The following is a 24761-nucleotide window of genomic DNA, read 5'->3' as shown; positions in this document are numbered from 1 at the left end:
TTCGAGCCACCTCCGCGGGGTAACCGGTCGCAATGTTCACCCAGAACGCGGCCCCCGGCATCCACCGGCTCGAGCATGCCGCCACCAATCTGTACGTGGTCGACGAGGGCGGGAGCCTCCTCCTGGTGGACGCCGGATTCCCCTCGAGCGAGCGGCTGCTCGCCCAGGCGGTCCGGGAGCTCGGCAGGGGGCCGGAAGACATCCGGGCGCTGGTCCTGACCCACGGGCACTTCGACCACATCGGCTCCGCCACCCGCCTCAGGGCGAGGCTGGGCATCCCCGTGTACGCGCACGCCGCGGACCATGACATCGCGGCCCACCCCTACCGCTACCGGCATGAGCGGAGCGCGCTGCTGTACCCGGTCCGGTACCCGAAGTCCCTCCTGGCCTTCGGCCAGATGGCCGCCGCCGGGGCGTTCGCCGTGCCGGGCCTGCGCGACGTGCAGACCCTGGACCAGGACGCGCTGCGGGCGCTCCCGGGGAGCCCCACGCTCCTGCAGGTGCCCGGACACACCGCGGGTTCGGTCGCGCTGTGGTTCCCCCAACGGGATGCGGTGATCACCGGCGACGCGCTCGTGACCCTCGACCCCTACACGGGGGGCCGTGGCCCGCAGATCGTCGCCCAGGCCGCGACCGCAGACAGCGAGACGGCCCTGGCGTCCTTGGGCGAGCTCGCGTCCACGCGGGCCTCGATCCTCCTGCCGGGCCACGGGGAACCATGGATGCAGGGCGCCGAGGCTGCCGTCGCTCGAGCCCTCGTGGTCTCCCGCCATTGACGCATCCATGATCCATGCGCCACCGCAATCGTTGCGCATCGCGCACGCCGAGCCGATCATGGAGGTGTGGACAGGGGCAGCGCCGCCGCGGAAGGACGTGGGTGAGGAGGCAGCACGGTGACGGCCGAGAATATCGAGATGCGGCCCGGTGTAGCCCGCCAGCTGCAGGAGGCCCTGCTCCAGAGCGATGGCCTGCAGGCCTTCCTTGGTCAGCTGGCGGAGACCACGGCCGAACGTCTGGCTTCCAGGGGCGCCGACTGCTGCAGCGTGACCCTGCAGCGGTGCCGGCGGGGGGCCACCATCGCGTCCAGCCACCCGGAGGCGTCGCGGTGGGACGAGCTCCAGTTCGCAGCCGACGACGGCCCCTGCCTCGAGGCCGCCCGGACCGGCGTGGCCGTCTGCAGCGCGGACCTGTGGTCCGAGCAGCGCTGGAGGGGCTTCGTCTCCCAGATCAGGGGCCATGGCCCGCGGTCGCTCATGGCCGCCCCGATCCCGCTCGGGGTTGGGGCGCATGCCGCACTGACCTGCTACAGCATCCGGCGCGACGCCTTCGAGGCGACCGACAGGGAGGAGCTCTCCGCCGTTGCATCCGAGGCGTCGATCGCCGTCCAGATCGCCCTGCGCCTGGCCGCGGAGAGCGAACTCTCCAGCGACCTCATGGCCGCCCTCGACTCGCGGACCGCGATCAACCTTGCCCTCGGCATCATCATGGGACAGTCCCGCTGCACGCAGCGGGAGGCGAAGGAAATCCTGGTCCAGGCGTCCAACCACCGGAACCGGAAGCTGAGGGAGGTCGCGCTCGAGGTCGTGTCCATCTGCGACCCGGACACTCCCTCGACCGGCTTCCAGTGCGCCTGAGCGCGTTCCGGCAGCGCCGAGGCTACTGGCCGGGGTCCTCCGACAGCCGCCCGCTCTTGCCCTGGAGCCTGTCGATGTGCCGCGAGGCCTCCGCCTTGGTGAGATCGGCGGGAAGCTCCTCCCCGGCCTCCCTCGCGAGCGTGTCGAGATAGCTGCGCTGGGCGGCAGTCATCGGCTCGTCGCCGGTCACCCAGTCGCCCGGGTCGCGGTCGAGTCCGCCCTGTGGCTCGGGTTCGGGGCTGCCGAGGGTCTCGGTGTCGTCACTCATACGGACTCCTGTGCCCGCGCGGGCAGGCGGCCAAACCGTCCGAGCGAAGCTCCCGGTCCTAGCCGCCGATCCGCGGGCGCCCCGCCGCGGCGCGCGCAGCCCGCCACCCCGGGGTGATTGAGTAGGCCCATGCGATCGACGGATTCGGGGCCACTGGTGGGCGCCGCATGAGCACCCGCACGGACTCGGCCGGGACGGTCCGCGGGGCCGCCATTGCCATCTTCGTCATCTTCGGGACCAACGGTTTCATCTTCGCCTCCTGGGCAGCCCGCATTCCGTCCGTGACGCAGACGCTGGGGCTGAGCACCGGCGAGATGGGCGCGGTCCTGCTCGTCGGCGCCCTCGGCTCCCTCGTGTCGCTGCCGCTGACCGGATCGATCGTGGACCGGATCGGGCTCAAGGCCACCATCCGGTTCGGCGGATCCTTGGCCATCACCGCCGCAGCCGTTATCGCCGTCGGCCTGCTCGCCCACTCGGTGTGGGTCGTCACCGCGGGCATGGTCCTCTTCGGCAGCGGCATCGCCTTCTGGGACGTCGCCCAGAACATCGGCGGCGCGGACGTCGAGCACCGTCTCGGCCGCACCGTCATGCCCCAGTTCCACGCGGCGTTCAGCGGGGGAGCCGTCCTCGGCGCGCTCCTCGGGGCGGCGCTGAGCGCCGCCCGGATCGACCTCGCGCTGCACCTGTTCGCGATCGTCGTGGTCGTCGCGGTGATCATCGTCCTCGTCCCGCGGTACTTCCTCGCGCACGACGCCGACGAGTCGCCGCACGAGGGAGCCGCACCGCCCGAGGGTGCCGCGCCGAAGGGCAGCGTGCTCGACGCCTGGCGCCACCCCCGCACCGTGCTCATCGGCGTGGTGGTCCTGGGCGCCACGCTCACCGAGGGTGCGGGGAACGACTGGATCTCCAAGGGCGTGGTGGACGGCCTGGGTGCCAGCGAGGCCGCCGGCGCGGCCCTCTTCGCCGTGTTCGTGGGCGCCATGACGGTGGCCCGCTGGTTCGGGGGCCGGATCATCGACAGGATCGGCCGGGTGGCCGCCCTCCGCCTCAGCATGCTTTCGGCGCTCATCGGGCTGACCACATATGCCTTGGCAAGCACCTATCTTCTCTCCGCTGTCGGGGCCGTGTTCTGGGGGCTCGGCGCGGCGCTCGCCTTCCCCATGGGCATGTCCGCGGCCGCCGACGATCCCCGACGGGCGGCCGCCCGGGTCTCGGTCGTCTCGACCATCGGCTACATCGCCTTCCTGGCGGGGCCGCCGTTCCTCGGCTTCCTCGGCGACCATCTCGGACTGCGGCATGCGCTGCTCGCGATCCTCGTGCCCATCCTGGTGGCCCTCGCCCTGGCCGGCGTGACCCGGAAGGAAGGCCCAGCACATGGCGCGGCGCAGTAGGCTGGCCGCCATGATGCGACCCCGCAGGCTCCGCGACCTCCGTCCCCCCGGCCTGCCCTTCCATGCCGTCCAGCGCATGGATACCGCCCTGGTCGACCGGGTCGCCCGGCTTCCGCGCGGCCCCTGGGACCCGGCGTTCTCCTGGCTGACCCGGGCCGCCACGCACTCGAAGCTGTGGATCGCCATCGCCGCGGGCCTGGCCCTGAAGAAGGGGCCGTCCCGGCGGGCCGCCGCGCACGGCCTGATGGCCGTGGCGCTCGCCTCCGCGAGCGTGAACATCGTCGCCAAGCGCCTCCTGCCCCGCACCCGGCCCCACCCTGCGGCCCTGCCGGTGCACCGCTTCCTCAGCCCCCAGCCCACGAGCTCGTCCCTGCCGAGCGGCCACTCGGCCTCCGCCTTCGCCTTCGCCACCGGGGTCGGGCTGCTGAGCCCGCCGCTCGGCGCCGCGCTCGTCCCACTGGCCGCCGGCGTGGCCTACTCGCGCGTCCACACGGGCGCGCACTGGCCCAGCGACGTCGTCCTCGGCTCCGCCTGCGGCGTCGGCGCCGCGTTCGTGACGCGCACCTGGTGGGCCCGCCTCGAGACCGCGCCGCCCGCCCGGACGACCCCCGCCCCCGCCCCCGCCCTCGAGCGGGGGGAGGGGCTCGCCGTCGTCCTCAATCCGGCCAGCGGTCCGGCCGGGACTGACTCCGCGGCGAGGGTGCGGGAGCTCTTCCCCTCCGCGATGGTCAAGGAGGTGGGGGAGGACGACGACGCGGCCGAGGTCGCGCGGACCCTTGCCGCGACGTCCGGCGTTCGCGCCCTCGGCGTCTGGGGCGGCGACGGCACGGTGGGCGCCGTGGCCGGAGTGTGTGCAGACCTCCGCATGCCCCTCGCGGTGCTGCCGGGCGGGACCTTCAACCACTTCGCCCGCGACCTCGGAGCGCTCGAGGGCGCCGACGTCGCCGACGCCGTGGACGCCGGGACGGCGCTCGTGTGCGACCTCGGCCGCGTGCGGGCCGAGCGCGGGGATCCCGAGGCACCCGAGGAGGTCCGCGTCGTCATGCTCAACACGGCGAGCGTGGGGGTGTACCCCAACCTCGTCCGGCGGCGGGACCATCTCCGCCGCCGCCTCCCTTGGCTCCCCAAGCGCGCGGCCGGCACGCTCGCGGCCCTGCGGACCTTCGGCGCCTCGACCCCCACCTGGCTCGAGATCGACGGCGTCCGCCGCAAGGTGTGGACCCTCTACATCGGCCGCGGCCGCTACTGGCCCCGCGACATCGCGCCGCTCGAGCGCCCCATCCTGGACGACGGCGTCCTCGACCTCCGTGCCGCCAGCGCCCGGCCCCGCTTCGCCCGGCTCCGGCTCCTGACGGCCCTGGTCACGGGCACCGCCGAGCGGAGCCCGGCCCTGCACGAGTGGGATGCCGAGGAGGTCGAACTCGCGGCCCTCGGGCGGCCGCTGGTCCTTGCGGTGGACGGCGAGGTGGTCCCCGGAGTCCGGCGCGCCACCGTCCGGGTGGAGCGGGGTGCCCTCACGGTGTACTCGCCGCGGGCCGCCGGCTGACCGTTCCTCGGAGGACCTAGGGGGCCGACGGAGCCGGCGCCGGTGCGGTCCCCGTGCTCTGGGATGCGCGGTTGCGGCCGCCGAAGCCGCCGTTGCCGCCTCCCGCACCGTTCTGCGAGCTGATCTGGAACTGGCCCCGGCCGGTCAGGCCGGTACGGGCATCCACGGACTTCTGCAGCGCCGCCCCGCCGAGGCCGCCCGCGAGCACGAGGCACAGGCACACCAGGACCTTGGTGAGCCTTCCCGCGCGCCACCGGGGCGCCGGGACGAACGGCTCGTCGAAGGCCTCGTCCGCGTCGTCGGAGGGGAGGAGCCCCTCTTCGCGCGCCGGCAGGGGGCTGCCCCACGGGGCCGGAACGGACGCCTGCGGAAGGGTGAACGCCTCGGTTGCTTCCGCGGACCCGCCGACGGCCATGCGCTCGGTGGGAACAGTGGATTCTGGCGTGTGCTCGTTCATGGGGGCTCTATTCGTAGCGGAGGGCGTCGATGGGACGGAGCTTGGCGGCCTTGTTGGCCGGATAGATGCCGAACACGAGTCCGATCCCTGCGGACACGGCAACGCTCAGCCACACGGTCCACCACTGGACCTCCGGCTGGATGCCGAAGAACTGGAAGCCGGAGGCGCCGAACCCGAGGAGGATGCCCGCGATGCCGCCGAGGACCGAGATGATGAGTGATTCGACGAGGAACTGCAGCACGATGTTGCCCCGCGTGGCGCCGATGGCCTTGCGGATTCCGATTTCCCTGGTCCGCTCCGTCACGGTGACGAGCATGATGTTCATGACCCCGATCCCGCCGACGAGGAGGCTGATCCCGGCGACCGCGCTGAGGAGGATCGTCAGGGTCTGGGTGGTGGAGGTGGCGGTCGAGAGCACCTGGGCCTGGTTCCGCACCTGGTAGTCGCGGGTGTCCGGCGTCACCTGGTGCCGGGCATCGAGGATCTGCTGCATCTCGTTCTGCGCCTGGGTCATGACGTCGGCGCTCTTGGCCTGCACGGCGATGGAGGAGAGGCTCTGGGTGTAGCCGGTGAAGGCGCCCTGTGCCGTGTCGATCGGGACCATGGCCACGTCGTCGGGGTCGTTGAGCCCGCTCGTGCCCTTGGCGGCGAGGACACCGACCACCGTGAAGTTGCGGCTGTTGAGCGAGACGGTCTGCCCGACGAGGGTGGACACGTCCTGGGCCAGGTCGACGGCCACACTGTTGCCCAGCACGACGACGGGCTGGCCGGCGTCGGCGTCGTCGAGCACCCGCCCGGCCGCGGCGCTGAACGCCGTGATGCCGAAGTACGACGGCGTGGTCCCGAGCGTCGAGGCGATCGAGTGCGTCGAGGAGCCCAGCGCCGCGGTGACGGACTGCGCCTGCACCACCGGGGCTGTCGTCGCGATGTCCGGGGCGAGGACCGGGTCGTCGAGGGACTGCTGGTCGGCGAGGGTGAGGAAGGTGGACCGGGTGCGGGTCGCGGTCGCGCTCCCGCCGGTGGCCCGTCCGCCCGTCGCGACGGCGCGGTTCACGGTGAGCACGTTGGTGCCCAGGCGCCCGATCTGCTCCTTGATCATGTTCGACGTCCCGGCCCCGACGGCGAGGAGCGTGATGACGGCGCTGATGCCGATCACGATTCCCAGCGTGGTGAGCACGGAGCGCATCTTGTTCGCCGCGATCCCTGAGAGGGCGAAGCGCACGGACTCGGCGATCACGCGCTGCCTCCCGACGGTGCAGAGTCCTCGACGATGCGTCCGTCCTGCATCCGCACCACCCGCTGGGCGCGGGCGGCGACTTCCGGCTCGTGGGTGATCATGACGATCGTCCGGCCGCGGGCGTGCAGGGCGTCGAAGAGATCGAGGATCTCGTGCGAGGACCTGGTGTCGAGCGCCCCGGTCGGCTCGTCCGCGAGGAGGAGCACCGGCTCGCCGACGAGGGCGCGGGCGATCGCGACGCGCTGCTGCTGGCCGCCGGAGAGCTGCGAGGGCAGGTGGCCCGCGCGGGCGGAGAGGCCGACGGCGTCGAGGGCCTCGAGCGCGAGGGCGTGCCGCTCGCGCCGGCCCACCTTCCGATATGCCAGGGGCATCGCCACGTTGTCGACGGCCCGCGTGCGGGGGATGAGGTTGAAGCTCTGGAAGACGAACCCGATCTTGCGGTTGCGGATCTGGGCGAGCTGGAACTCGTCGAGCTCGCCGGTCGCGATCCCGTCCATGAGGTACTTCCCGCCCGTCGGCGCGTCCAGGCACCCGATGATGTTCATCATGGTCGACTTGCCCGACCCGGACGCGCCCACGATCGCCACGAACTCGCCGCGGCCGATGCTCAGGCCCACGCCGTCCAGCGCCCGGACCTCGGCCTCGCCCTGGCCGTAGACCTTGCTGACGTCCTCGAGGGCGATCACGGGCCGCGACCGGTGTGCGGCCGCACGTGCCGCCGGCCGTGCGTACTCGAGCTCTCTCATGCCCGGATCAGCGGCCGGTGCCGGAGTTGCTGCCGCCACTCGTGCCTCCTCGCGCCCCGCCGCCGCCGTTGCCCCCGGCGCCGCCGCCGAAGCCCCCGCCGAAGAGGCCCCGCGGGTTCTGGGTCGAGGTGTCCGTGGTGCCGGTCACGCTGGGGAGCACGATCTGGTCCCCCTCGCCCAAGCCCGTGAGGATCTGGGTGCGGCCGTTCGCCGTCACGCCGGTGGTCACGGCCACCGGGACGTCCGCACCGTTGCGCTGCACGGTCACCGTCTGGCGCGTGCCCGCAGTCGTGATCGCGAGGGTCGGCACCACGAGCGCGTTGTCGGCCGACGCCGTCGTGACCGCCACCGTGGCGCTCTCGCCGAGGCGCACGGCCGCCGGCGGGTTCGCGATCGAGACGGTCACGGCATAGGTGACGACGCCGTTGGTGGTCGTGGAGGTCGCCGCGATCGAGGTGACGGTCCCCGTCACCGGCGGCGCGCCGGCGTCGGCCTTCAGGGCCGGGAAGGTGAGGGTCGCGGCCTGGCCCGCCTTCATGGCCGCGACGTCCGACTCGGAGAAGGCCGCCGTGACCTGGAGGTGGCCGGCGTCCGTGAGGGTCACGAGGCCCGCCGCCGATCCGGACCCGGCAGCGCCGGACGACGACGCGCCGGTGCTTCCGGCGGAGGCCGCAGACCCGGCCCCGGAGGCGCTCGAACCGCCCGAGGAGCCCCCGGACGCGTTCGCGCCCACCACCGCACCGATGGCGGTCACCGTGCCGTTCGAGGGGGCCTTGACCACGCAGTCGGCGAGGTTGTCCTGGGCGGTCTTGAGCGTGATCTGGGCGCTCGTGACGTTCGCGGGCGCCGCATTGGCCTGGGCGTTCTGCGCCGAGCTGAGCGAGACGCCCGCCCCGGCGACCTGCTGCTGGTCCTTGAGGGTCGAGGAGGCCTGCTGGTTCTGGGCCTGGGTGAGGGACTGCTGGTCCTTGGCCAGCTGCGCCTGCGCCGCGGTCAGCGCATTGGCTGCGGGCGTGCTGCTCGGGCTCGCCGATGCCGTGGCCTGGTCCTGCGTGAGCGTGGCCTGGTCCGCGTCGACCTGCTTCTGGGCGGCCGCCACGGAGGCCGCCAGCTGCTGCACGTCGAGCGCCTGGGTCTGCTGGGCACTGGCCAGCTGCTGGCGCGCCTGGGCCACCGAGTTCGCCGCGCTGGCTGCCTGCTGTCCGGTCTGCGCCGAGGCCGCGTCGAGCTGCGCCTGGGCCGAGTCGACGGCGTTCTGCGCGTTGGTCGGGTCGATGTCCACCAGCTCGTCACCGGCCTTGACGGTCTGGCCGATGGCAACCTTGACGGCCGTGACGGCGCCCGAGCAGTTGCCGGTCCCCACCGTGGTGGTCGCGGCCGACGAGACATTCCCCGAGGCCGTGGCAGTCTGCTGGAGCGAGGCGCGCGCTACGGAGACCGTGCGGCTGCTGACGCTGCTGGCGGGGCGCGCCGTCGCGGCGACGGTCGCCCAGATCCCTCCGCTCAGGAGGAGGGCAGCCGCCCCGAGGGCGCTGTTGATGACGAGGGTGCGACGGTTCACGGGTGAAACCTAGGGCGCGAGGCTATGCGCAGGCTGTGGCCGGGCCGAGGATGGGCTGTGGCAGGTGTGGGTGTGTCCTGCCTTTCCTCGCGGGTTCCTCCGCCCAGACTCATCCTTGAGGAGGAGCACCGCCCACGGGGGGACGCGCGAGTTCATCCCCGCGGTCGTCGCGCCCGCCCGGGTGGCCGCCCTAGCGTGGAACCATGCGAACACGAAGGGGAATGTCATGATCCAGGCGCAAGACCTGGCCAAGGTCTACGGCGACAAGACGGCCGTGGACGGGGTCACCTTCACCGTCCAGCCGGGCCGCGTCACCGGCTTCCTCGGCCCCAACGGTGCCGGCAAGTCCACCACGATGCGCATGATCATGGGGCTCGACGCGCCCACCCGCGGCACCGTGACCGTCAACGGCGAGCCGTATGTCAGGCACCGGGCACCGCTGCGGGAGATCGGCGCCCTCCTCGAGGCGCGCGCCGTGCATCCCGGCCGCACCGCCTACACGCACCTGCGCGCCCTCGCCGCCACTCACCGCATCCCGGTCTCGCGCGTCAGCGAGGTCATCGAGATGACCGGCCTCGGCGCCGTGGCACGGAAGAAGGTCAAGGGCTTCTCCCTCGGCATGGGGCAGCGGCTCGGGATCGCCGCGGCCCTGCTCGGCGACCCGCAGGTCGTGGTGCTCGACGAGCCCGTCAACGGCCTCGACCCCGAGGGCGTCCTGTGGGTCCGCAACCTCGTCAAGTACCTTGCCTCCGAGGGGCGCACCGTCTTCCTCTCGAGCCACCTCATGAGCGAGATGTCCCAGACCGCGGACCACCTCATCGTGATCGGCCGCGGCAAGATCATCGCGGACGCACCGATCCAGGAGATCCTCAACGGCGAGGGCCGAGCACGGACCCGGGTCCGCACGGATAGCCCCGAGCAGCTCGCCGCGCTGCTGGCCCGTGACGGGGTGAGCATCCAGACCCAGGAGCGCGAGCTCCTCGAGGTCTCCGGCCTCGGGCCGCGCGAGATCGCCCAGGCCGCGCTCGGCGCCGGCATCCTGGTCTACGAGCTCACGCCGCTGCAGGCGAGCCTCGAGGAGGCCTACCTCGAGCTCACCAAGGACGACGTCGAGTACCGCTCCGACCGTCCCGATGCCGGCCACGCGCCCAGCCTGCCCGCCGCGGCCACCCCCGCCCAGACCCAGGAGGCGCACCGATGAGCACCGCAGTCCAGCACGCCCGCCGCTCCGCGGCACCGGCCCTCGCCGGCCCGACCTTCCTCCGGGTCCTGGCCTCCGAGCGGATCAAGCTCCTCTCGCTCCTGTCGACCCGGATCCTCCTGGTCTGCGCCGTCGCGCTCATGATGGGCTTCGCGGCGCTCCAGGCGTGGGGCTTCGGCCAGGTCTCCCAGGCCCAGCACAGCGGCACCGTGACCAATCCGCGCGAGGCCATCAACGTCACCGCCCTGCTCCCGCACCTTCCGGATGCAGGCGTGACCTTCTCGCAGCTCATCGTCGGCTCGCTCGCCGTGCTCCTGATCAGCGCGGAGTTCACCTCCGGCATGTCGCGGGCGACGTTCGCCGCGGTCCCCAGGCGCTGGCCCGTGCTCGCCGCGAAGGCGGTCTACGCCGTCGTGGTCGGGTTCGCGGTGACCTACGCGGGCGCCTACCTCGGCGGCCTCGTGGCCCAGCCGATCCTCGGCAACTACAGCCTGAGCCTCGACATGGCGAGCTGGGACGTCCAGCGGATCATGCTCCTCAGCGCGGCCTACGTGTCCGCGGTGGCCCTCATGGGGCTCTCGCTCGGCGCACTCCTGCGCAACTCCGCCGGGGCGATCGTCACGCTGGTGGCCGTGCTGTTCGTGCTCCCGATCATCTTCCAGCTCATTCCGAACGACTTCTTCAAGGAGGCACGCAAGTACCTCCCCACCAACGCGTTCCAGTCCATGCTCGAGGCAGGGTCCAGCCAGCCCCTGGACTCCTCCCTCCTCGAGCCCTGGCAGGGCACGCTGGTCATCGCCGCCTATGTGGTGGTGCTCCTCTTCGCCGCCTTCACCACGCTCAAGCAGCGGGACGTGTAGGAGGACCGTGCACGCTCCCGGCGCGCAGGCGCTCGCCCTCGCGGTCCCGCCACGGCGGGGCCGCGTCCGCGCGTACCTGGCCGACCGTCCCGTGGCGATGGACTGGATCGTCGTCGCCGCGGCCGCGTTCCTCGCGGGGCCGCTCTTCGCCGAGTACGCCCTGCACGGCAATTGGTGGCGGTTGGCCCTGCTGGCCGTCCAGCAGGCGGCCCTGCTGGGGCGGCGCCGGTCCCCGTGGGCCGTGCTGGTGGTGACCGTGGCGATCGACGCCGCCCTGCTCTACCAGTCCCCGAACAGCTCGGTCATGAGCGCGGCGGTCTTCTTCGCGCTCTACGCCGTGGCCGTCTCAGCCCCGGCGCTCGTCGCCTTCGGCGCATCCGTGCTCGCCTCGGTCCCCGCCTCCGTCTACTACGCGTTCGTCTACACCCCCCGCGGCCCCGCCGTCCCGGAGAACGCCCGCTACGTGGGCCTGGTCGCCGCGGTCTCCGTGTTGCTCATGGACGTCCTCGCCGCCGGGCTCGGAGCCTGGGTCCGCGGCACCCGCGAGCACCAGGCCGAGATCCGGGCCTGGGCCATGCGCAGGGCCGAGCTGGCCTCCGTCCAGGAGCGCAACCGGATCGCCCGGGAGATGCACGACGTCGTCGCGCACTCGCTCACGGTCATGGTCGCCCTCAGCGACGGCGCCGCGAAGATCGCCGCGAAGGACCCGGACAGGGCCCAGGAGGTCCTCGGCGAGCTGTCCCGTACCGGGCGCACCGCCCTGGCGGACATGCGCCGCGTCCTCGGGGTGCTCCGCGAGCCGGCATCGGAGGCAAGCCTCGCACCCGCCCCCGGCACCGAGAGCTTGCAGTCGCTCGTGGCCGGGTTCCGGACCGCGGGGCTCCCCGCCGTCCTCACACTCACCGGGGCCGCCCCGCCCGCGGACCCCGCCTTCCAGCTCGCCGTCTACCGGATCGTCCAGGAGTCCCTGACCAACGCGCTCCGCTACGGGCGCGGGGTCTCCCGCGTCGAGGTCGAGGTGGCACGCGAGGGCAGCACCGTGCGGGTCCGGATCGAGAACGACGGCGCGGCGGCCGACGGCGCGCGGCCTCGCCTCGGGACGGGAGCCGGCATCGCCGGGATGCGGGAGCGGGCCGCCCTCTACGGCGGCACCCTCCGCGCGGGCCCGCGGGCCGGGGGAGGATGGGTCGTGGAGACCGAGCTGCTGGTGGACGAGCAGCACTGGGCGGAGGGGGACGCATGAGCGAGACGGAGCACCACCACGGCGAGGGGCCCTTGAGGCTCCTGCTCGTCGACGACCAGCCGCTGCTGCGGATGGGCTTCCGGCTCGTCCTCGAGTCCGAGGACGGGATCGAGGTGGTCGGCGAGGCCGGCAACGGCGCCGAGGCCGTGAAGCTCACCGAGTCGCTGCGCCCCGACGTGGTGCTCATGGACGTGCGGATGCCGGTCATGGACGGCATCGAGGCCACACGGCGCATCGCCGCCGCCCACAGCCCTGCCCGCGTCATCATCCTGACCACCTTCGATCTCGACGAGTACGCGTTCTCCGGCCTCCAGGCCGGCGCCTCGGCGTTCCTGCTCAAGGACGTGGCGCCCGCCGAACTCGTCCAGGCCGTGCGGCTCGTGGCCAGCGGGGACGCCGTCGTGAGCCCCCGCGTGACCCAGCGGCTCCTCGAGACCTACGTCCGCAGCGGCGGCGCGCCCGCCCGGAGCAACGGCGGCGCCGCCCCGGACCCCCTGCTCAAGGAGCTGACGCCGCGCGAACTCGAGGTCCTGCGGGCCATCTGCGAGGGCCTGAGCAACGCGGAGATCGCGCACCGGTTCTTCCTCTCCGAGGCCACCGTGAAGAGCCACGTGCGCCGGATCCTGACCAAGCTGCACCTGCGCGACCGGGTGCAGGCGGTCGTGTACGGGTACGAGACGGGGCTCATCATCCCGAGCAACCCCGACTACTGAGTCCCCCCTCCGTCTGGAAGTCACCTCCTGAAGGTCACCTTCTGGAAGTCACGTCCTGGAAGTCAGGTCCAGCGGGTCGCTCCCGCAGGAGCTGACCTTCAGGAGCTGACCTTCAGGAGGTGACCTTCAGGAGGTGACCTTCAGAAGGCGGGGTGGGGCGAGTGTGAACCTCCGTGACGGGTGCGTTTCGTCAGGCGGGGCGCCCACCGGCAGACTGGGCGAAGAATCAAGAGTTCCGGCATCAAGCCCTGGCTTGCCGGACGGCAACCCTCCGGCTGTAGTGGGGTGCCCCAGGTGAGGATTCGACGGCGCGCGGGCCCCCGGCGCCGTAAGTATGGCGCCTGAGCGAGCCTCGCGCCGCGACCCGAAGAGGACCTGTATGGCCACCCTCCTGAGAACCGAGCCGGGACTCGGCACCGCCCTGCGCGCCAAGCGCCGCATCCTCGCCTCGGCGTTCGTCGGCACCACCATCGAGTGGTACGACTTCTACCTCTACGGCACGGCCTCGGCCCTCGTGTTCAACAAGCAGTTCTTCCCCGACGCGAGCCCGCTCGTGGGCGTCCTGGCCTCGTTCGCCACCTACGCGGTCGGGTTCATCGCGCGGCCCCTCGGCGGCGTCATCTCCGGCCACCTCGGGGACCGGATCGGCCGCAAGGCCCTGCTCGTGGCCTCCCTGCTGACCATGGGCATCGCCTCCACCCTCATCGGCGTCCTGCCGAACTATGCCTCCATCGGCATCCTCGCCGTGGTGGGACTCGTGGGACTCCGGCTCATCCAGGGCCTCTCCGCCGGCGCCGAGTGGGGCGGCTCCGCGCTGCTCTCCGTCGAGCACGCCCCGGCCGGCCGGCGCGGACTCTTCGGCTCGTTCACGCAGGTGGGCTCGGCGGCCGGCATGCTCCTGGCCACCGGCGCGTACGCGCTCACGCAGGGGTTCCTCACCCCTGAGCAGTTCCAGTCGTTCGGGTGGCGGCTGCCGTTCCTCCTCTCCGGCGTCCTCGTCCTGATCGGCCTGTGGATCCGCCTGGGCGTGACCGACGCAGAGGAGTTCACGGCGGTCAAGGATGCCGCGCGCACCGTGGCCCGGCCCGTGGCGCGCGTGCTGCGCGAGCACCCGCGCGGAATCCTCGTGACCATCGGTATGCGGCTCGTCCAGCCCGCCATCTACACGCTCATGACCGTGTACATCCTCGGGTACCTCAAGGACCGCCGCCACGACACCACCTCGGGCCTGGCCGCGATCCTCATCGTCTCCGCCATCGGGCTGCTCTCGGGCCCGTTCTGGGGTTGGCTCTCCGACCGGATCGGACGCCGGCGCATCGCCGTCGGGGCGTCCGTGGGCGTCGTGGTGCTCATCTGGCCGTTCTTCTGGTTCCTCGACCATGGCAGCCTGGCCTTCCTCCCGCTCGTGCTCCTCGTCGGGATGAACATCCTCCATGACGCGATCTACGGCCCCCAGGCCGCGTGGTTCGCCGAGCAGTTCCCCACCGAGCTGCGCTATTCGGGAGTCTCGTTCGGCTACCAGGTCGGCACCGTGCTCTCCGCGGCGGTCACCCCGCTCGTCGCCGCGGCCCTGCTCCAGGCCGGGGGCGGGGCGCCGTGGCTCGTGTGCGGCTGGTTCGCCGTGCTCGGCGTCCTCACCACGGCGGCGGCCCTCGCCGCCAAGGACCCGGTCGGCCTCCGCGCCGCCCAGCCGGCCACCGCGGAGGGCGGAGCGGGCGCCTGAGGCGCCGCCCGCCGTCGTCCGCCCCCCCAAGTCCCCGCCCACGGAACCCGAATCCGGAAGGAACCCCGTGACCAAGCCCCTGCTGCTGAACGCGTTCGAGATGCTCGTGCCGGTGCACCAGTCGCCGGGCCTGTGGCGACACCCCGACTCGCAGGCCCACCGCTTCGCGGAGCTGGGCTACTGGACCGGGCTCGCCAAGGCCCTCGAGGACGGCGGCTTCCACGGGATCTTCTTCGCGGACGTGCTCGGCCAGTACGACGTCTACGGCGGCAGCGCCGACGCGGCCGTCCGCGGCGGGGTCCAGTACCCGGCCCTCGACCCGCTGCTGATCGTGTCCGCCCTCGCGGCGGCCACCGAGCGGCTCGGCTTCGGCGTCACCGCCTCCGTCACCTACGACCACCCCTACCTCCTGGCCCGCCGGTTCGGCACGCTGGACCACCTCACGGGCGGCCGGCTCGCGTGGAACATCGTCACCTCCTACCAGGAGTCGGCCGCGCGGAACCTCGGCCTCGACACCCAGGTGCCGCACGATGAGCGCTACGATCGCGCCGAGGAATTCATGGACGTGGTCTACAAGCTGTGGGAGGGCTCGGTGGACGACGGCGCGCTGGTCGCCGACGCCGCCGCGAACCTCTTCGCCGACCCCGCCGGGGTCCGCGGGATCGCGCACGACGGCGACGCCTACCGGGTGCCCGGCCCCGCCTTGGTCGGACCCTCCCCGCAGCGGACCCCCCTGCTCTTCCAGGCCGGCGCCTCGGCCCGCGGCAAGGCCTTCGCCGCGAAGCATGCCGAGGCCGTGTTCTTCTCCAGCTCCACGCCCGCGCAGGCGAAGAAGTTCACCGACGGGCTCAGGGCGGAACTCGCCGCCGCCGGCCGCGCGCCGGACTCCGTGAAGGCGTTCAACCTCGCGACCGTGATCGTGGCCGAGACGGACGAGGCCGCCGCCGCGAAGCTCGCCGAGTACGAGTCCTACGTGGACACCGACGCCGCGCTCGCGCTGTTCGCCGGCTGGACGGGCGTGGACCTCTCAGGGCTGGACCAGGACGCGCCGCTGACGTACATCAGGAGCGAGGCCAACCAGTCCGCCCTCGCCCAGTTCACGCTCCTGGACCCGGAGCGGACGTGGACGCTGCGCGAGGTCGCGAAGTTCGTCTCGATCGGCGGCCGAGGGCCGGTGATCGTCGGCTCGCCGGCCACGGTCGTGGACGAGCTCGAGCGCTTCGCCGATGAGGGCGGCGTGGACGGGTTCAACCTGACCTCGGCCGTGCGGCCGGCAGACCTGCTCGAGTTCGCCCGGCTCGTCTCGCCCGAGCTGCGCCGTCGCGGGCTCCTCGCCGAGGCTGCCCCCGGAGCGACGTTCCGGGGGACCGTCCTGGGAGCCGGCCCGCGCCTCGCCGCCGACCACCCGGCACGGCGCGTGGCCGGCGTCGTCCCCGCGACCGCCTGAGCAGCTCGCCTGAGCCAGCCGGCCCCGACAGCTGAGGGGTCGTGTGCCTGCCGCGATCGGCAGGGACACGACCCCTCAGCGCAGGTGGCTAGAAGCCGCCCACCCCGTTCGGCGTGCCGAGGCCCGTGGGGCCGTCCCACCCTGCGCCGGCGGTGCACCACTGGGACGTGGGGCACGTGCCGTTCGAGCCGCTCGTCACGTCGAACAGGCTCGAGGAGTGGCCGTACGGGATCGAGTTCGCGTACGTTCCCGTCGCTGCGGAGCCCGTGGTGCCGCTGAGGGCGTACACCGAGGCGATGATGGGCGAGGACTCGCTTGTGCCGCCGAACTGGCCCCACGTCGAGGACGTGCTCGAGGTCGGGTAGTAGACGGCCAGGCCGCCGTAGTTCGGGTCGGCCGCGGCCGAGACGTCCGCCATGGCCCGGTTCGCGCACCCGGTGTTGAATGGGGCGGCCGCCGGGAGGGCGGCGTTGTACGTCGAGCAGCCGGAGCCGGCGCCGCTCCACGCGGACTCGGACCAGCCGCGGGTGTTCGAGGCGGCCGTGAGGGAGGTGCCGCCCACCGCCGTGACGTAGCTCGAGGACGCCGGGTAGGACCCGCCCTGGTAGCCGTTGTCCCCGGTGCTCGCGGTCACCGCGATGCCCGGGAAGTTGTAGTACTTGCCATAGGTCGCGTCCGCGGCGTCCGAGCCGCCGTAGGAGTTGGAGATCGCCACGACGCCGGGGGTCTTGGCCGCAGTCTGCACGGCCGTGCCGAGGTCCGCGAAGCTCGCCGACTTGGCCTGGAAGACCGCGATCTTGCAGTCGGGGCAGGCGGCGGAGACGGCGTCGACGTCGAGTGCCTGCTCCTGCGACCAGCCGAGGTCGAACCGCGGAAGGCTCGTGCCGCCGGTCTGGTTGCGCACGGTGAGGCAGCCGTTAGCGGAGGTGCACGCGGGAAGGCCGAACTGCTGGCGGTACACTCCGAGGTCCCGCTCGAGGTTCGGGTACCCGTAGGCGTCCACGATGGCCACCGTCCGCCCTCCGGAGGTCGCGCCGGTGAGCTTGTAGGCGTTCTGCAGCTGGGTGGGGGTGAGGGCCGTGGACGGCGGGGCGGCGTTGCCCGTGATGGGCTTGCCCGCCGGGTCGGCCGCCTGCCGGGCGGTGCACGCGGCGTCGCCGGCGCGCGGCGCTGCGCACACCTGGATCGAGCGGTCCGAGTGCTGGTTCGGCCCGGGTGATGCCGACGCCGGAGCCGCGGCGGCGACGCCCGCGAGCAGCAGGCCTGCCGCCGCTGCGGCGAGGAGCTTCCTCATGTCATGCCCTTCTGGTTGGGGACAACGCGATGGTGACGCCGGGGGAGACGGGCCCTCCGCAAAATTGACAAGATCCGTCACGCCGACGAACCGAGACTCGCAGGCCTCCGGCACCGCGACAAGAGCGCGAACAGGATTGCCAGCAAACTCTCAGTTAGGTGGGACCCCCAGCTCATCCGGAGCTGATACCGAGGCCTGCGCGGCGCCGTTCCTGATCGGGTCCGGATGCGCGAGACTGGCTCTGTACGATCCTTTGTGCGATACGAGAGGCGACCATGGACGCGTTGAGCTGCACGAGGGGGCACCGCCGATGACGGACGACTTCCCGCTCGCGCAGGAGCTGGCCTGGCTGACGGCGCGGCTCGCGGACCTCCTGCTGACGAGGGAGTCGGCCGAGGAGGCCGTGCAGTCCCTAGCCCTGGCGGCGAAGGAGGCCATTCCGCATGCCTCCGGTGCCGGGGCCACCCTGATCGACGGGCGCGGCCGCAAGACCAGCACCGGCGCGACCGACGAGGTGGTCCTCGAGGCCGACCGCCTGCAGTACGAGATGGGGCAGGGCCTCTGCCTGAGTGCCTGGGCCGAGGGCACGAGCCAGACGATCGAGGACATCGGGACCGAGACGCGCTGGCCCCTCTGGACCCGGGCGGCCGCCTCGCTGGGCCTGCGCTCGGCGCTGAGCGCACCCCTCATCTCAGGGGGGACCCCCATCGGGGCAATGAAGGTCTACTCGGACAAGGCCGGGATGTTCAGCGCGCACGACCTGCGCCTCCTCGAGATGCTGGCCCGTCCCGCGGCCATCATGCTGGCCAACCTGCAGGCGCGGGACGCCGCCCAGCGGGCGAGCGCGCTGATGACGGCGGCGATCGCCGACCGTGACGCGATCCGCATGGCCACCGGGATCATCATGGAACGGGAGCGGCTCGGTCCCGATGAGGCGCTTTCCCGCATCATCGACCTCTCCCGACTTGAGCAGCGGGCCCTCAGCGACACCGCCCAGGACATCGTCGCCGGCCGCCCTGTCCTCTGAGGCCCGGGATGGACACGGGACACGACGGCGACGCGCGGCAATGGAGACTCACCCGCGAGGCGATGGACCAGGCGGGCCTGACCCCGGGGCAAGTGTGGCTGCGCTACTTCGGGCTGGCCGGTGACGCCGGCGAGTACGAGGTAGACGCCTACCTCAACGGGGTGCTCGCCCTGCCGGCGGTCCAGCGCGACCTGGTCTCCCACGCCGTGAACGAGCTGGCCGGCGGGGCAGCCGACGCGCCCTACAGCCGCGGGCTGGACGGAGAGCGGAACCCGGGCCAGGGGGAGGCGCCGGACGGCCGCTGACCCTCCGGGAGCTCCTGCCGTCAGGCCGGGGAGGACGGGTGGGCGAACGGGACCCTGATGCGCCGCCGGGCGGTGGCGGCCTCCCCGTGGACCACCAGCTCCGCGGCCTGCTCCTCGGCGGACACCGTGAGGTCGACCCGTGCGCCGGACTGAGCTTCCCCTGCGGCAGCAACGACCTCGTTGACCAACGCCAGCAGCCGGCCCGCGGCGTCGGCAGGGACCACCTCCGTGCATCCGAGGATCGTGATCTGCGCCTCGACGCCGGCGGCGTCAGCAGAGGCGCTCACCGCGGCGAGCAGCTCCGCGGAGAAGGACGCCGCCTCGACCCCCTGCGTGAGGTGCCCGGTCCCGAACAGTTCGCCTGTCTGCAGCAGATTCTGCACCGCCGTGTCGAGCTGGCGGGAAACCTCCTCGACGAGTGCCGCGGCGCTGGCCGCCGGGGCGAGCAGAGCGAGCTGCCGCAGGCTCAGGCCGGCCGAGAGCAGACGCGGCACGATCCGCTCGCGCACGCCGTCGCCGATGCGGGCACGGTCTGCGGCCAGCGCCTCCCCGCCCAGGCTGCGGGCCCGCATCCCCAGGGCCAGCGCAGCGTTGGAGCAGAACACGGCCGCGGCGGAGACGTCGGGTCGCGTGTAGGACGAGCCCTCCTTCCGTGCCAGCAGCAGCACGCCCGGCGCCGGGCTGCGGCCGAGCCGCGCCGCCAACAGGGGGCCGAGGCCTTCGGTAGCGTCCGTCCCGAGCCAGATCGCGGCCTCGCCGTCCTGCGCGTGCCCCGTCGGCTGGGGCAGGCGCTCCGCGAGGACGGCCAGAAGCGTCGGCGACGGCATCGTCCCCGCGGCCGCGGCGATCCGGAACGACCCGCCGTCCGGCAGCGCCACCAGGGCCAGGGTCGACTGCGAGGCCGCCAGCGCCCGCCCTGCGACCAGATCGAGTTCGCGTCCGGCCACGAGTCCCTGTCCGGAGACCAGGTCTGCCGTCACCGAAAGCGTCGCGTCGAGCCATCGCTCGCGGCCTTGCGCCTCTTCGTAGAGGCGGGCGTTCCACGCCGCGGCCCCGGCCGCCGCAGCCAGAGCTGCGATCAGCTCCTCGACCTCTGGCGCGAAGGGGCCCCGGCCCGTCAGGAACAGCTCGCCGAGGTGTGCCCCGTGGGCGCGGATCGGCACGGAGAGGAGCGTGCGCCCGCTGTCCGTGGCGGCATCCCACGGACTGGTCCCGGGGGGATCTGCGCCGGGCGGGGGATCCCCGTCCTCCGGCACTCGCCGCTCCGGTGAGGAGGAGCTGACCACGAGGGGCGCCCAGTCGGGGGCAGAGAGCCGGATGACCGCCTCCGTGGCACTGGCCAGGTCCCGGGCCGAGTCGGCGAGCCGTTCGAGCACCCGGCGGACCGAGAGGTCCCCGAGCATGCCGAGGAGCATCGACTGCAGGTCCCTCAGGGGCCCCCGCTCAGGCATATCCCCACCACCCGCACGTCGCCGCATGGCTCATTCCACTGACTGCTCCGCCTCCTTTGTCTTCCCGGGCGCGCTCGGGGCAAGGCCAGCCCGTCCAGATGACGTCCGCGATGCGGGGCGGCGCCGGGCCGCCATCCGCCGGGGCGCCTCGCTCCGAATGCTGTGCATGGACAGGACATCGCGCCTCGGGCGCCGCAGGTCGGCGGCATGGGCCTTGGTCGGAGGCCCGGCGGCGGTGGGCCTCGGGCTCGTGGCCCACCTCGTCTCGGGCGGGGCCGCGCCGCCCGCGGGGGTCCTCGCGGCGCTCGTGGTGCTCGTGAGCCTGTTGGCCTCCGCGGTGGCCCGCGCGCCCCTCGCCCCCTGGATGCTCGCCCTCGGCAGCGGCGCCCTCCAGCAGGCCCTCCACCTCGCGTTCACGGCGCTTGCCGGTCCGGACGGTCCCCTCTTCCCCGCGGCGGGGCACGCCCACCACGGCACGGTGTCCACGGCCCCGGCCGGCGCCGTGCAGGCTGCGCCGCTGGACTTCCACCTCCTCGTGGTGGCGCACATCGCGGCAGCCCTGCTCACCGTCCTCGCCCTCGCTGCTGCCGCCCGCGCCGCCGCTTCGCTCCGGGCGCCGGGGAGCCCACAATATGCTCATGAGGCCCTTCCTTCTGCTGGCATCCCGTGACCACGACGAGGTGGCGGACGACGAGTACCGGGCCTTCTGCGCCTACGCGGGCCTCGAGCCCGAGCACCTGCATCGCGTCCGCGCCGAGGCCGGCCCCCTGCCCCAGATCCGGCTCGAGGACTACTCGGGGGTGATCCTCGGCGGGAGCCCGTTCACCGCCTCGGACCCCAGGGAGGAGAAGGACCCGGTCCAGCGCCGGGTCGAGGAGGAGATCGGCGTCCTGCTCCGCCGGATCGTCGAGGCAGACTTCCCGTTCCTCGGCGCCTGCTACGGGGTCGGTCTCCTGGGCAGCCAGATGGGTGCCGTGATCGACCGCCACTTCGGCGAGCCCGTCGGGCCCGTGAAGGTGAGGCTGAGCGCCGTCGGCCTCCGGGATCCCCTCTGCGCCGGCCTCCAACCGGCGTTCCACGCCTTCGTGGGCCACAAGGAGGCCGTCCGCACGCTCCCGCCGCACGCCGCGCTCCTCGCCGGCTCGGACACGTGCCCGGTGCAGATGTTCCGCTTCCGCCGGAACCTCTACGCGACCCAGTTCCACCCCGAGCTGGACGTGGCGGGCCTCGAACGGCGCATCGACGCCTACCGGCACTCGGGCTACTTCCCGCCCCACGAGGCCGAGCAGGTCAAGGAACGCGCGCGCGGCGCCCGCGTGAGCGAGCCGCAGAAGATCCTGGACAACTTCGTCAGCCGCTACGCCGTGGGGGACTGACCGGCGCGTGAACCGGGCTGGCTAGACTCGCAGCATGCCTACTGCCGCCCACGCGCACGCGCACGCCCTCGACCTCGGCCGCTTCGTCATGGCCTCGCCGTCGAGCTTCCATGCCGCCGCCGAGGGTGCACGGCGGCTCGCCGGGGAGGGCTTCGAGGTCCTCTCCGAGATCGACGCGTGGCCCGGCGGCCCCGGGAAGTACGCCGTGGTCCGGGACGGCGCGCTCATCGCGTGGACCGTGCCGGAGGGGGCGGGGGCCACCACGCCGTTCCGCATCCTCGGGGCGCACACCGACTCGCCCTCCTTCAAGCTCAAGCCCAAGCCCACCACGGGCCGGCTCGGCTGGCTGCAGGCCGGCGTCGAGGTGTACGGCGGCCCGCTGCTGAACTCCTGGCTCGACCGGGACCTCCGGCTCGCCGGCCGTCTCGTGACGCTCGACGGCGCGCAGCACCTCGCCGCGACCGGTCCCCTCCTGCGCTTCCCGCAGCTCGCGATCCACCTTGACCGGGCGGTCAACGAGGGCCTCGCCCTCGGGAAGCAGCAGCACATGAATCCGGTCTGGGGCCTCGGTGACCCGTCCGCCGAGGACCTGCTCGGCGTGCTCGCCGAGGCCGCCGGCGTGGACCCGTACGAGGTGGGCGGCTTCGACGTCGTGGTGGCGGACACGCAGGAGCCCGCGGTCTTCGGCGCCCACGGCGAGTTCTTCGCCTCGGGGCGGCTGGACAACCTCTCCTCCGTGCACGCTGGCCTCGTGGCCCTCGTGCAGGCCGCGGAGGCCACCGACGCGGAGGGGGCCCCGATTGCCGTCCTCGCCGCCTTTGACCACGAGGAGGTGGGATCCGCGTCCCGCTCGGGCGCGTCCGGCCCGTTCCTCGAGGACGTCCTGGCCCGGATCGGCGACGGCCTCGGCGCCTCGGCGGGCGACCGGCGTCGTGCCTTCGCGGCGTCGTGGCACGTCTCCGCGGACGCCGGCCACGCCGTCCACCCCAACTACCCCGAGCGCCACGACCCGGCCAACCACCCGCTCCTGGGCGGCGGACCGCTGCTGAAGATCAACGCGAACCAGCGGTACGCCACCGACGCTGCCGGCGCGGCGCTCTGGGCGACGGTGTGCGGCGAGGCCGAGGTGCCGTACCAGGAGTTCGTCTCCAACAATGACGTGCCCTGCGGGTCCACGATCGGTCCGCTCACCGCGACCCGCCTCGGCATCCGCACGGTGGATGTGGGCATCCCGCTGCTCTCCATGCACTCGGCCCGCGAGCTGGCCGGGGTGCAGGATCCGTGGCGGCTGTCCAGGGCCGTGGAGCGCTTCTTCGCCCAGGCCGGCTGAGCGGGGCCCCGGGGCTCGAGGGCCGGGGCCGGTGTGAGGACCCTAGCCCGCGAGGCCGATCACGAGGTTGATGGTCGCCGCGAGGATGAGCGTCGCGAAGACGTACGCGAGGATGCTGTGCTTGAGCGCCTCCGCGCGGATGCCGTGGTTCCTGATAGCGGTGTCGGAGACCTGGTAGGTCATACCGAGGCTGAAGGCCATGTAGGCGATGTCCGTGTACTGCGGGGCCTCGTCCTGGTTGAAGTCGATGCCGCCCTCGGGGGTCGCGTAGTACAGCTCGGTGTACCGGAGCGTGAAGATCGTGTGCAGCATGAGCCACGAGGCCGCCACGACGGTGAGCGCAAGGAAGGCCAGGGCCGCCTTCGCCGGGCCGTTGGCGTTGTTGCCGGAGACGATGACGATCACCACGGCGATGATCGCCGCCACGTTGGCGCTGAGGATCAGGAACTCGCGCGTGCTGCGGCGGGGGTCCTCCTGGCGCGCGTGGGTGCGCGTCTGCTCCGGGTCCATGGGGGCGATGCGCACCCAGACCCAGACGTCGTAGACGAGGGCGGCCGCGCCCCAGCCCGCGGCGGGCGCGTGCCACCACGAGCTGAAGATCCCGGTCAGGACGGCCACGGCCACTCCGGTGGCCAGCATGATCCAGACCCTGCGGCGCGCGGTCCGGGCACGATGCGAAAGCTCGGCGTCAGGCTTCATGCGCCCGATCCTTGCAGCCGAGTCTGGGAATCCGCCGTCCCTCCACAGCCGCGTCTCGGGCGTGTCGTCCACATCGGGCTCTCCACACGCACGACGCCGCGCGGCCGGCGCTAGCGTGGATCGCGGGGGAGGTGCCCGGCCGGTCGGGAGACGAGCCCGCGTCGGGTAGACTTGTGCAGTCTGTGTGCCACCTCCCGCCCTCTGCGGGGACGGCGCACGGGCGCGCACATGAACCTCCTGTTGCGGAAAGACCGCAACCGCTTAGCCCGAAGGAGGTGGGTTCACACATGCGTCCTTACGAACTGATGGTCCTCATCGACCCCGAGGTCGACGAGCGCACGGTCCAGCAGTCGCTGGATAAGTTCCTCTCTGTGGTCACCACCAGCGGTGGCTCCATCGACAAGGTGGACATCTGGGGTCGTCGCCGCCTGGCGTACGACATCAAGAAGAAGAACGAGGCGATCTACGCCGTCGTCAACTTCACCGCTGAGCCGGCCACGGCCCAGGAGCTGGACCGCCAGCTCTCCCTCAACGAGACGATCCTGCGCACCAAGATCATCCGCCCCGAGGACCAGAAGGTGTCCGCCAAGTAGTCTTGGCGTGATTCCCTCAAGTACATCGATCTTCAGCACGCGTCGGACGAACCAGGAGGAAGCATGGCAGGCGAGACCACCATTACGGTGATCGGCAATCTGACGAATGATCCCGAGCTGCGGTTCACGCCGTCGGGCTCTGCCGTGGCCAATTTCACCGTGGCCTCGACCCCGCGCACGTTCGACCGCCAGGCCAACGAGTGGAAGGACGGGGAGACCCTGTTCCTCCGCGCGTCGATCTGGCGCGAGGCTGCCGAGAACGTCGCCGAGTCCCTCACCAAGGGCATGCGCGTGATCGTCTCCGGCCGCCTGAAGAGCCGTTCGTACGAAACCAAGGAAGGCGAGAAGCGCACCGTCATCGAACTCGAGGTCGACGAGATCGGCCCGAGCCTGCGCTATGCGTCCGCGAAGGTCAACCGCACCCAGCGCTCCGGCGGCCAGGGCGGCAACTTCGGCGGAGGCCAGGGCGGGAACTTCGGCGGCGGCTCCTCCGGGGGCAACTGGGGCGGCAACCAGGGTTCGCAGAACCCGGGTGGCGGCTCCGGCGGCAGCTGGGGTGGCGGCGGCGGCCAGCAGCAGGACGACCCGTGGGCAACCCCGGGCGTCAGCAGCTCTGGTGGCTGGGGCACGGGCAACGACTCCGAGCCCCCGTTCTGATC

The 24761-nt window shown here is 72.6% G+C and carries 25 protein-coding genes and 1 riboswitch; of the genes, 17 read left to right on the top strand and 8 right to left on the bottom strand.

Translation table 11 applies throughout. The annotated features are described in order from the left end of the window. Positions 1 to 32 precede the first annotated feature (32 nt). Together SA2016_RS20110 and SA2016_RS20105 are read left to right on the top strand one after the other, a co-directional pair. A complete protein-coding gene (locus tag SA2016_RS20110) occupies positions 33 to 776 on the top strand; it encodes an MBL fold metallo-hydrolase (RefSeq protein WP_066501703.1) in 744 nt (247 codons plus the stop codon). A 117-nt stretch (positions 777 to 893) separates the two neighbouring features. Continuing rightward, complete coding sequence (locus SA2016_RS20105) at positions 894 to 1634, top strand: GAF and ANTAR domain-containing protein (protein WP_066501700.1); 741 nt, start codon at positions 894 to 896, stop codon at positions 1632 to 1634. 22 nt (positions 1635 to 1656) lie between these two features. Here the strand turns inward: SA2016_RS20105 and SA2016_RS20100 are convergent, their stop codons facing one another. Next, entirely contained in the window at positions 1657 to 1902 is a 246-nt protein-coding gene (locus tag SA2016_RS20100; RefSeq protein WP_066501697.1) for a DUF3072 domain-containing protein, read from the bottom strand. 167 nt (positions 1903 to 2069) lie between these two features. Between SA2016_RS20100 and SA2016_RS20095 the strand changes: the two genes are divergently transcribed. Then, entirely contained in the window at positions 2070 to 3293 is a 1224-nt protein-coding gene (locus SA2016_RS20095; protein WP_066501695.1) for an MFS transporter, read from the top strand. A 10-nt stretch (positions 3294 to 3303) separates the two neighbouring features. Next, complete coding sequence (locus SA2016_RS20090) at positions 3304 to 4839, top strand: bifunctional phosphatase PAP2/diacylglycerol kinase family protein (RefSeq protein ID WP_306505411.1); 1536 nt, start codon at positions 3304 to 3306, stop codon at positions 4837 to 4839. Between the two features lie 16 nt (positions 4840 to 4855). Here SA2016_RS20090 and SA2016_RS20085 read toward each other — a convergent pair whose 3' ends face one another. The 4 genes from SA2016_RS20085 to SA2016_RS21635 are packed head-to-tail and all read right to left on the bottom strand — an operon-like array spanning position 4856 to position 8840. After that, complete coding sequence (locus tag SA2016_RS20085) at positions 4856 to 5296, bottom strand: hypothetical protein (protein ID WP_141305486.1); 441 nt, start codon at positions 5294 to 5296, stop codon at positions 4856 to 4858. Between the two features lie 7 nt (positions 5297 to 5303). Then, positions 5304 to 6533: an ABC transporter permease gene (locus SA2016_RS20080; RefSeq protein WP_229710849.1), complete on the bottom strand. Its 1230-nt coding sequence runs from the start codon at positions 6531 to 6533 to the stop codon at positions 5304 to 5306. Continuing rightward, complete coding sequence (locus SA2016_RS20075; RefSeq protein ID WP_066502975.1) at positions 6530 to 7279, bottom strand: ABC transporter ATP-binding protein; 750 nt, start codon at positions 7277 to 7279, stop codon at positions 6530 to 6532. The genes SA2016_RS20080 and SA2016_RS20075 overlap by 4 nt, the downstream gene beginning before the upstream one ends. A 7-nt stretch (positions 7280 to 7286) precedes the next feature. Next, positions 7287 to 8840, bottom strand: a complete 1554-nt coding sequence (locus SA2016_RS21635; RefSeq protein WP_066501693.1) for an efflux RND transporter periplasmic adaptor subunit — start codon at positions 8838 to 8840, stop codon at positions 7287 to 7289. A gap of 226 nt (positions 8841 to 9066) precedes the next feature. On the opposite strand from SA2016_RS21635, the gene SA2016_RS20065 reads away from it, so the two are divergent. From SA2016_RS20065 to SA2016_RS20040, 6 genes are all read left to right on the top strand, one after another. Continuing rightward, on the top strand, positions 9067 to 10041 hold the full coding sequence (locus tag SA2016_RS20065) for an ABC transporter ATP-binding protein (protein ID WP_084249679.1): 975 nt from the start codon (positions 9067 to 9069) through the stop codon (positions 10039 to 10041). Continuing rightward, entirely contained in the window at positions 10038 to 10901 is an 864-nt protein-coding gene (locus tag SA2016_RS20060) for a hypothetical protein (protein ID WP_066501692.1), read from the top strand. The genes SA2016_RS20065 and SA2016_RS20060 overlap by 4 nt, the downstream gene beginning before the upstream one ends. 7 nt (positions 10902 to 10908) lie before the next feature. After that, positions 10909 to 12144, top strand: coding sequence for a sensor histidine kinase (locus SA2016_RS20055; protein WP_066501689.1), 1236 nt, complete (start codon positions 10909 to 10911; stop codon positions 12142 to 12144). Next, positions 12141 to 12857: a response regulator gene (locus tag SA2016_RS20050; RefSeq protein WP_066501686.1), complete on the top strand. Its 717-nt coding sequence runs from the start codon at positions 12141 to 12143 to the stop codon at positions 12855 to 12857. Before SA2016_RS20055 ends, SA2016_RS20050 begins: the two co-directional genes overlap by 4 nt. A gap of 224 nt (positions 12858 to 13081) precedes the next feature. Continuing rightward, positions 13082 to 13198, top strand: a riboswitch (SAM riboswitch). Between the two features lie 38 nt (positions 13199 to 13236). Further along, positions 13237 to 14580, top strand: a complete 1344-nt coding sequence (locus tag SA2016_RS20045) for an MFS transporter (protein ID WP_066501685.1) — start codon at positions 13237 to 13239, stop codon at positions 14578 to 14580. Between the two features lie 67 nt (positions 14581 to 14647). Then, positions 14648 to 16027, top strand: coding sequence for an LLM class flavin-dependent oxidoreductase (locus tag SA2016_RS20040; RefSeq protein WP_218030584.1), 1380 nt, complete (start codon positions 14648 to 14650; stop codon positions 16025 to 16027). Positions 16028 to 16115: 88 nt separating this feature from the next. Here the strand turns inward: SA2016_RS20040 and SA2016_RS20035 are convergent, their stop codons facing one another. Next, positions 16116 to 17321, bottom strand: a complete 1206-nt coding sequence (locus SA2016_RS20035; RefSeq protein WP_066501679.1) for a S53 family peptidase — start codon at positions 17319 to 17321, stop codon at positions 16116 to 16118. Between the two features lie 310 nt (positions 17322 to 17631). Between SA2016_RS20035 and SA2016_RS20030 the strand changes: the two genes are divergently transcribed. After that, positions 17632 to 18348, top strand: a complete 717-nt coding sequence (locus tag SA2016_RS20030) for a GAF and ANTAR domain-containing protein (RefSeq protein ID WP_066501677.1) — start codon at positions 17632 to 17634, stop codon at positions 18346 to 18348. Between the two features lie 8 nt (positions 18349 to 18356). Continuing rightward, positions 18357 to 18653, top strand: a complete 297-nt coding sequence (locus SA2016_RS20025) for a hypothetical protein (RefSeq protein WP_141305489.1) — start codon at positions 18357 to 18359, stop codon at positions 18651 to 18653. 20 nt (positions 18654 to 18673) lie between these two features. Here SA2016_RS20025 and SA2016_RS20020 read toward each other — a convergent pair whose 3' ends face one another. After that, positions 18674 to 20104 carry a hypothetical protein gene (locus tag SA2016_RS20020; protein WP_066501674.1) on the bottom strand — a complete coding sequence of 477 codons (1431 nt, stop codon included), beginning with the start codon at positions 20102 to 20104 and terminating at the stop codon, positions 18674 to 18676. Positions 20105 to 20270: 166 nt separating this feature from the next. On the opposite strand from SA2016_RS20020, the gene SA2016_RS20015 reads away from it, so the two are divergent. From SA2016_RS20015 to SA2016_RS20005, 3 genes are read left to right on the top strand one after another with little or no spacing between them, the layout of a single operon-like run. Next, on the top strand, positions 20271 to 20774 hold the full coding sequence (locus tag SA2016_RS20015; protein ID WP_141305490.1) for a hypothetical protein: 504 nt from the start codon (positions 20271 to 20273) through the stop codon (positions 20772 to 20774). Continuing rightward, positions 20743 to 21480: a glutamine amidotransferase gene (locus SA2016_RS20010; protein WP_066502966.1), complete on the top strand. Its 738-nt coding sequence runs from the start codon at positions 20743 to 20745 to the stop codon at positions 21478 to 21480. Before SA2016_RS20015 ends, SA2016_RS20010 begins: the two co-directional genes overlap by 32 nt. Before the next feature lie 34 nt (positions 21481 to 21514). Beyond that, positions 21515 to 22810: a M18 family aminopeptidase gene (locus SA2016_RS20005; protein ID WP_066501669.1), complete on the top strand. Its 1296-nt coding sequence runs from the start codon at positions 21515 to 21517 to the stop codon at positions 22808 to 22810. A 42-nt stretch (positions 22811 to 22852) separates the two neighbouring features. On the opposite strand, the gene SA2016_RS20000 is transcribed toward SA2016_RS20005, so the two are convergent. After that, positions 22853 to 23509, bottom strand: coding sequence for a DUF1345 domain-containing protein (locus SA2016_RS20000; RefSeq protein WP_066501667.1), 657 nt, complete (start codon positions 23507 to 23509; stop codon positions 22853 to 22855). 287 nt (positions 23510 to 23796) lie between these two features. Here SA2016_RS20000 and rpsF point away from each other — a divergent pair, with 287 nt between their 5' ends. Together rpsF and SA2016_RS19990 are read left to right on the top strand one after the other, a co-directional pair. Continuing rightward, complete coding sequence (rpsF, locus tag SA2016_RS19995; protein WP_066501662.1) at positions 23797 to 24102, top strand: 30S ribosomal protein S6; 306 nt, start codon at positions 23797 to 23799, stop codon at positions 24100 to 24102. Between the two features lie 63 nt (positions 24103 to 24165). Then, positions 24166 to 24759 (top strand): single-stranded DNA-binding protein, encoded by a 594-nt coding sequence (locus tag SA2016_RS19990; RefSeq protein ID WP_066501661.1) that lies wholly within the window; start codon positions 24166 to 24168, stop codon positions 24757 to 24759. Positions 24760 to 24761 lie beyond the last annotated feature (2 nt).

Origin of the sequence: Sinomonas atrocyanea (assembly GCF_001577305.1) — a bacterium.
GTDB classification, from domain to species: Bacteria; Actinomycetota; Actinomycetes; order Actinomycetales; family Micrococcaceae; genus Sinomonas; species Sinomonas atrocyanea.
The sequence above is the reverse complement of the archived record's forward strand: the minus strand, read 5'-3'. Positions and strand labels throughout refer to the sequence as shown.

Excerpts from the sequence above, each read along its gene's own strand:
- SA2016_RS20090 (WP_306505411.1), top strand. The coding sequence starts at position 3,304 with ATGATGCGACCCCGCAGGCTCCGCGACCTCCGTCCCCCCGGCCTGCCC.
- rpsF (WP_066501662.1), top strand. The coding sequence starts at position 23,797 with ATGCGTCCTTACGAACTGATGGTCCTCATCGACCCCGAGGTCGACGAG.
- SA2016_RS20085 (WP_141305486.1), bottom strand. The coding sequence starts at position 5,296 with ATGAACGAGCACACGCCAGAATCCACTGTTCCCACCGAGCGCATGGCC.
- SA2016_RS20100 (WP_066501697.1), bottom strand. The coding sequence starts at position 1,902 with ATGAGTGACGACACCGAGACCCTCGGCAGCCCCGAACCCGAGCCACAG.
- SA2016_RS20005 (WP_066501669.1), top strand. The coding sequence starts at position 21,515 with ATGCCTACTGCCGCCCACGCGCACGCGCACGCCCTCGACCTCGGCCGC.
- SA2016_RS20075 (WP_066502975.1), bottom strand. The coding sequence starts at position 7,279 with ATGAGAGAGCTCGAGTACGCACGGCCGGCGGCACGTGCGGCCGCACAC.
- SA2016_RS20030 (WP_066501677.1), top strand. The coding sequence starts at position 17,632 with ATGACGGACGACTTCCCGCTCGCGCAGGAGCTGGCCTGGCTGACGGCG.
- SA2016_RS20065 (WP_084249679.1), top strand. The coding sequence starts at position 9,067 with ATGATCCAGGCGCAAGACCTGGCCAAGGTCTACGGCGACAAGACGGCC.
- SA2016_RS20095 (WP_066501695.1), top strand. The coding sequence starts at position 2,070 with ATGAGCACCCGCACGGACTCGGCCGGGACGGTCCGCGGGGCCGCCATT.
- SA2016_RS20035 (WP_066501679.1), bottom strand. The coding sequence starts at position 17,321 with ATGAGGAAGCTCCTCGCCGCAGCGGCGGCAGGCCTGCTGCTCGCGGGC.
- SA2016_RS20010 (WP_066502966.1), top strand. The coding sequence starts at position 20,743 with ATGAGGCCCTTCCTTCTGCTGGCATCCCGTGACCACGACGAGGTGGCG.
- SA2016_RS20060 (WP_066501692.1), top strand. The coding sequence starts at position 10,038 with ATGAGCACCGCAGTCCAGCACGCCCGCCGCTCCGCGGCACCGGCCCTC.
- SA2016_RS20000 (WP_066501667.1), bottom strand. The coding sequence starts at position 23,509 with ATGAAGCCTGACGCCGAGCTTTCGCATCGTGCCCGGACCGCGCGCCGC.
- SA2016_RS20050 (WP_066501686.1), top strand. The coding sequence starts at position 12,141 with ATGAGCGAGACGGAGCACCACCACGGCGAGGGGCCCTTGAGGCTCCTG.
- SA2016_RS19990 (WP_066501661.1), top strand. The coding sequence starts at position 24,166 with ATGGCAGGCGAGACCACCATTACGGTGATCGGCAATCTGACGAATGAT.
- SA2016_RS20110 (WP_066501703.1), top strand. The coding sequence starts at position 33 with ATGTTCACCCAGAACGCGGCCCCCGGCATCCACCGGCTCGAGCATGCC.
- SA2016_RS20045 (WP_066501685.1), top strand. The coding sequence starts at position 13,237 with ATGGCCACCCTCCTGAGAACCGAGCCGGGACTCGGCACCGCCCTGCGC.
- SA2016_RS20025 (WP_141305489.1), top strand. The coding sequence starts at position 18,357 with ATGGACACGGGACACGACGGCGACGCGCGGCAATGGAGACTCACCCGC.
- SA2016_RS20020 (WP_066501674.1), bottom strand. The coding sequence starts at position 20,104 with ATGCCTGAGCGGGGGCCCCTGAGGGACCTGCAGTCGATGCTCCTCGGC.
- SA2016_RS20015 (WP_141305490.1), top strand. The coding sequence starts at position 20,271 with ATGGACAGGACATCGCGCCTCGGGCGCCGCAGGTCGGCGGCATGGGCC.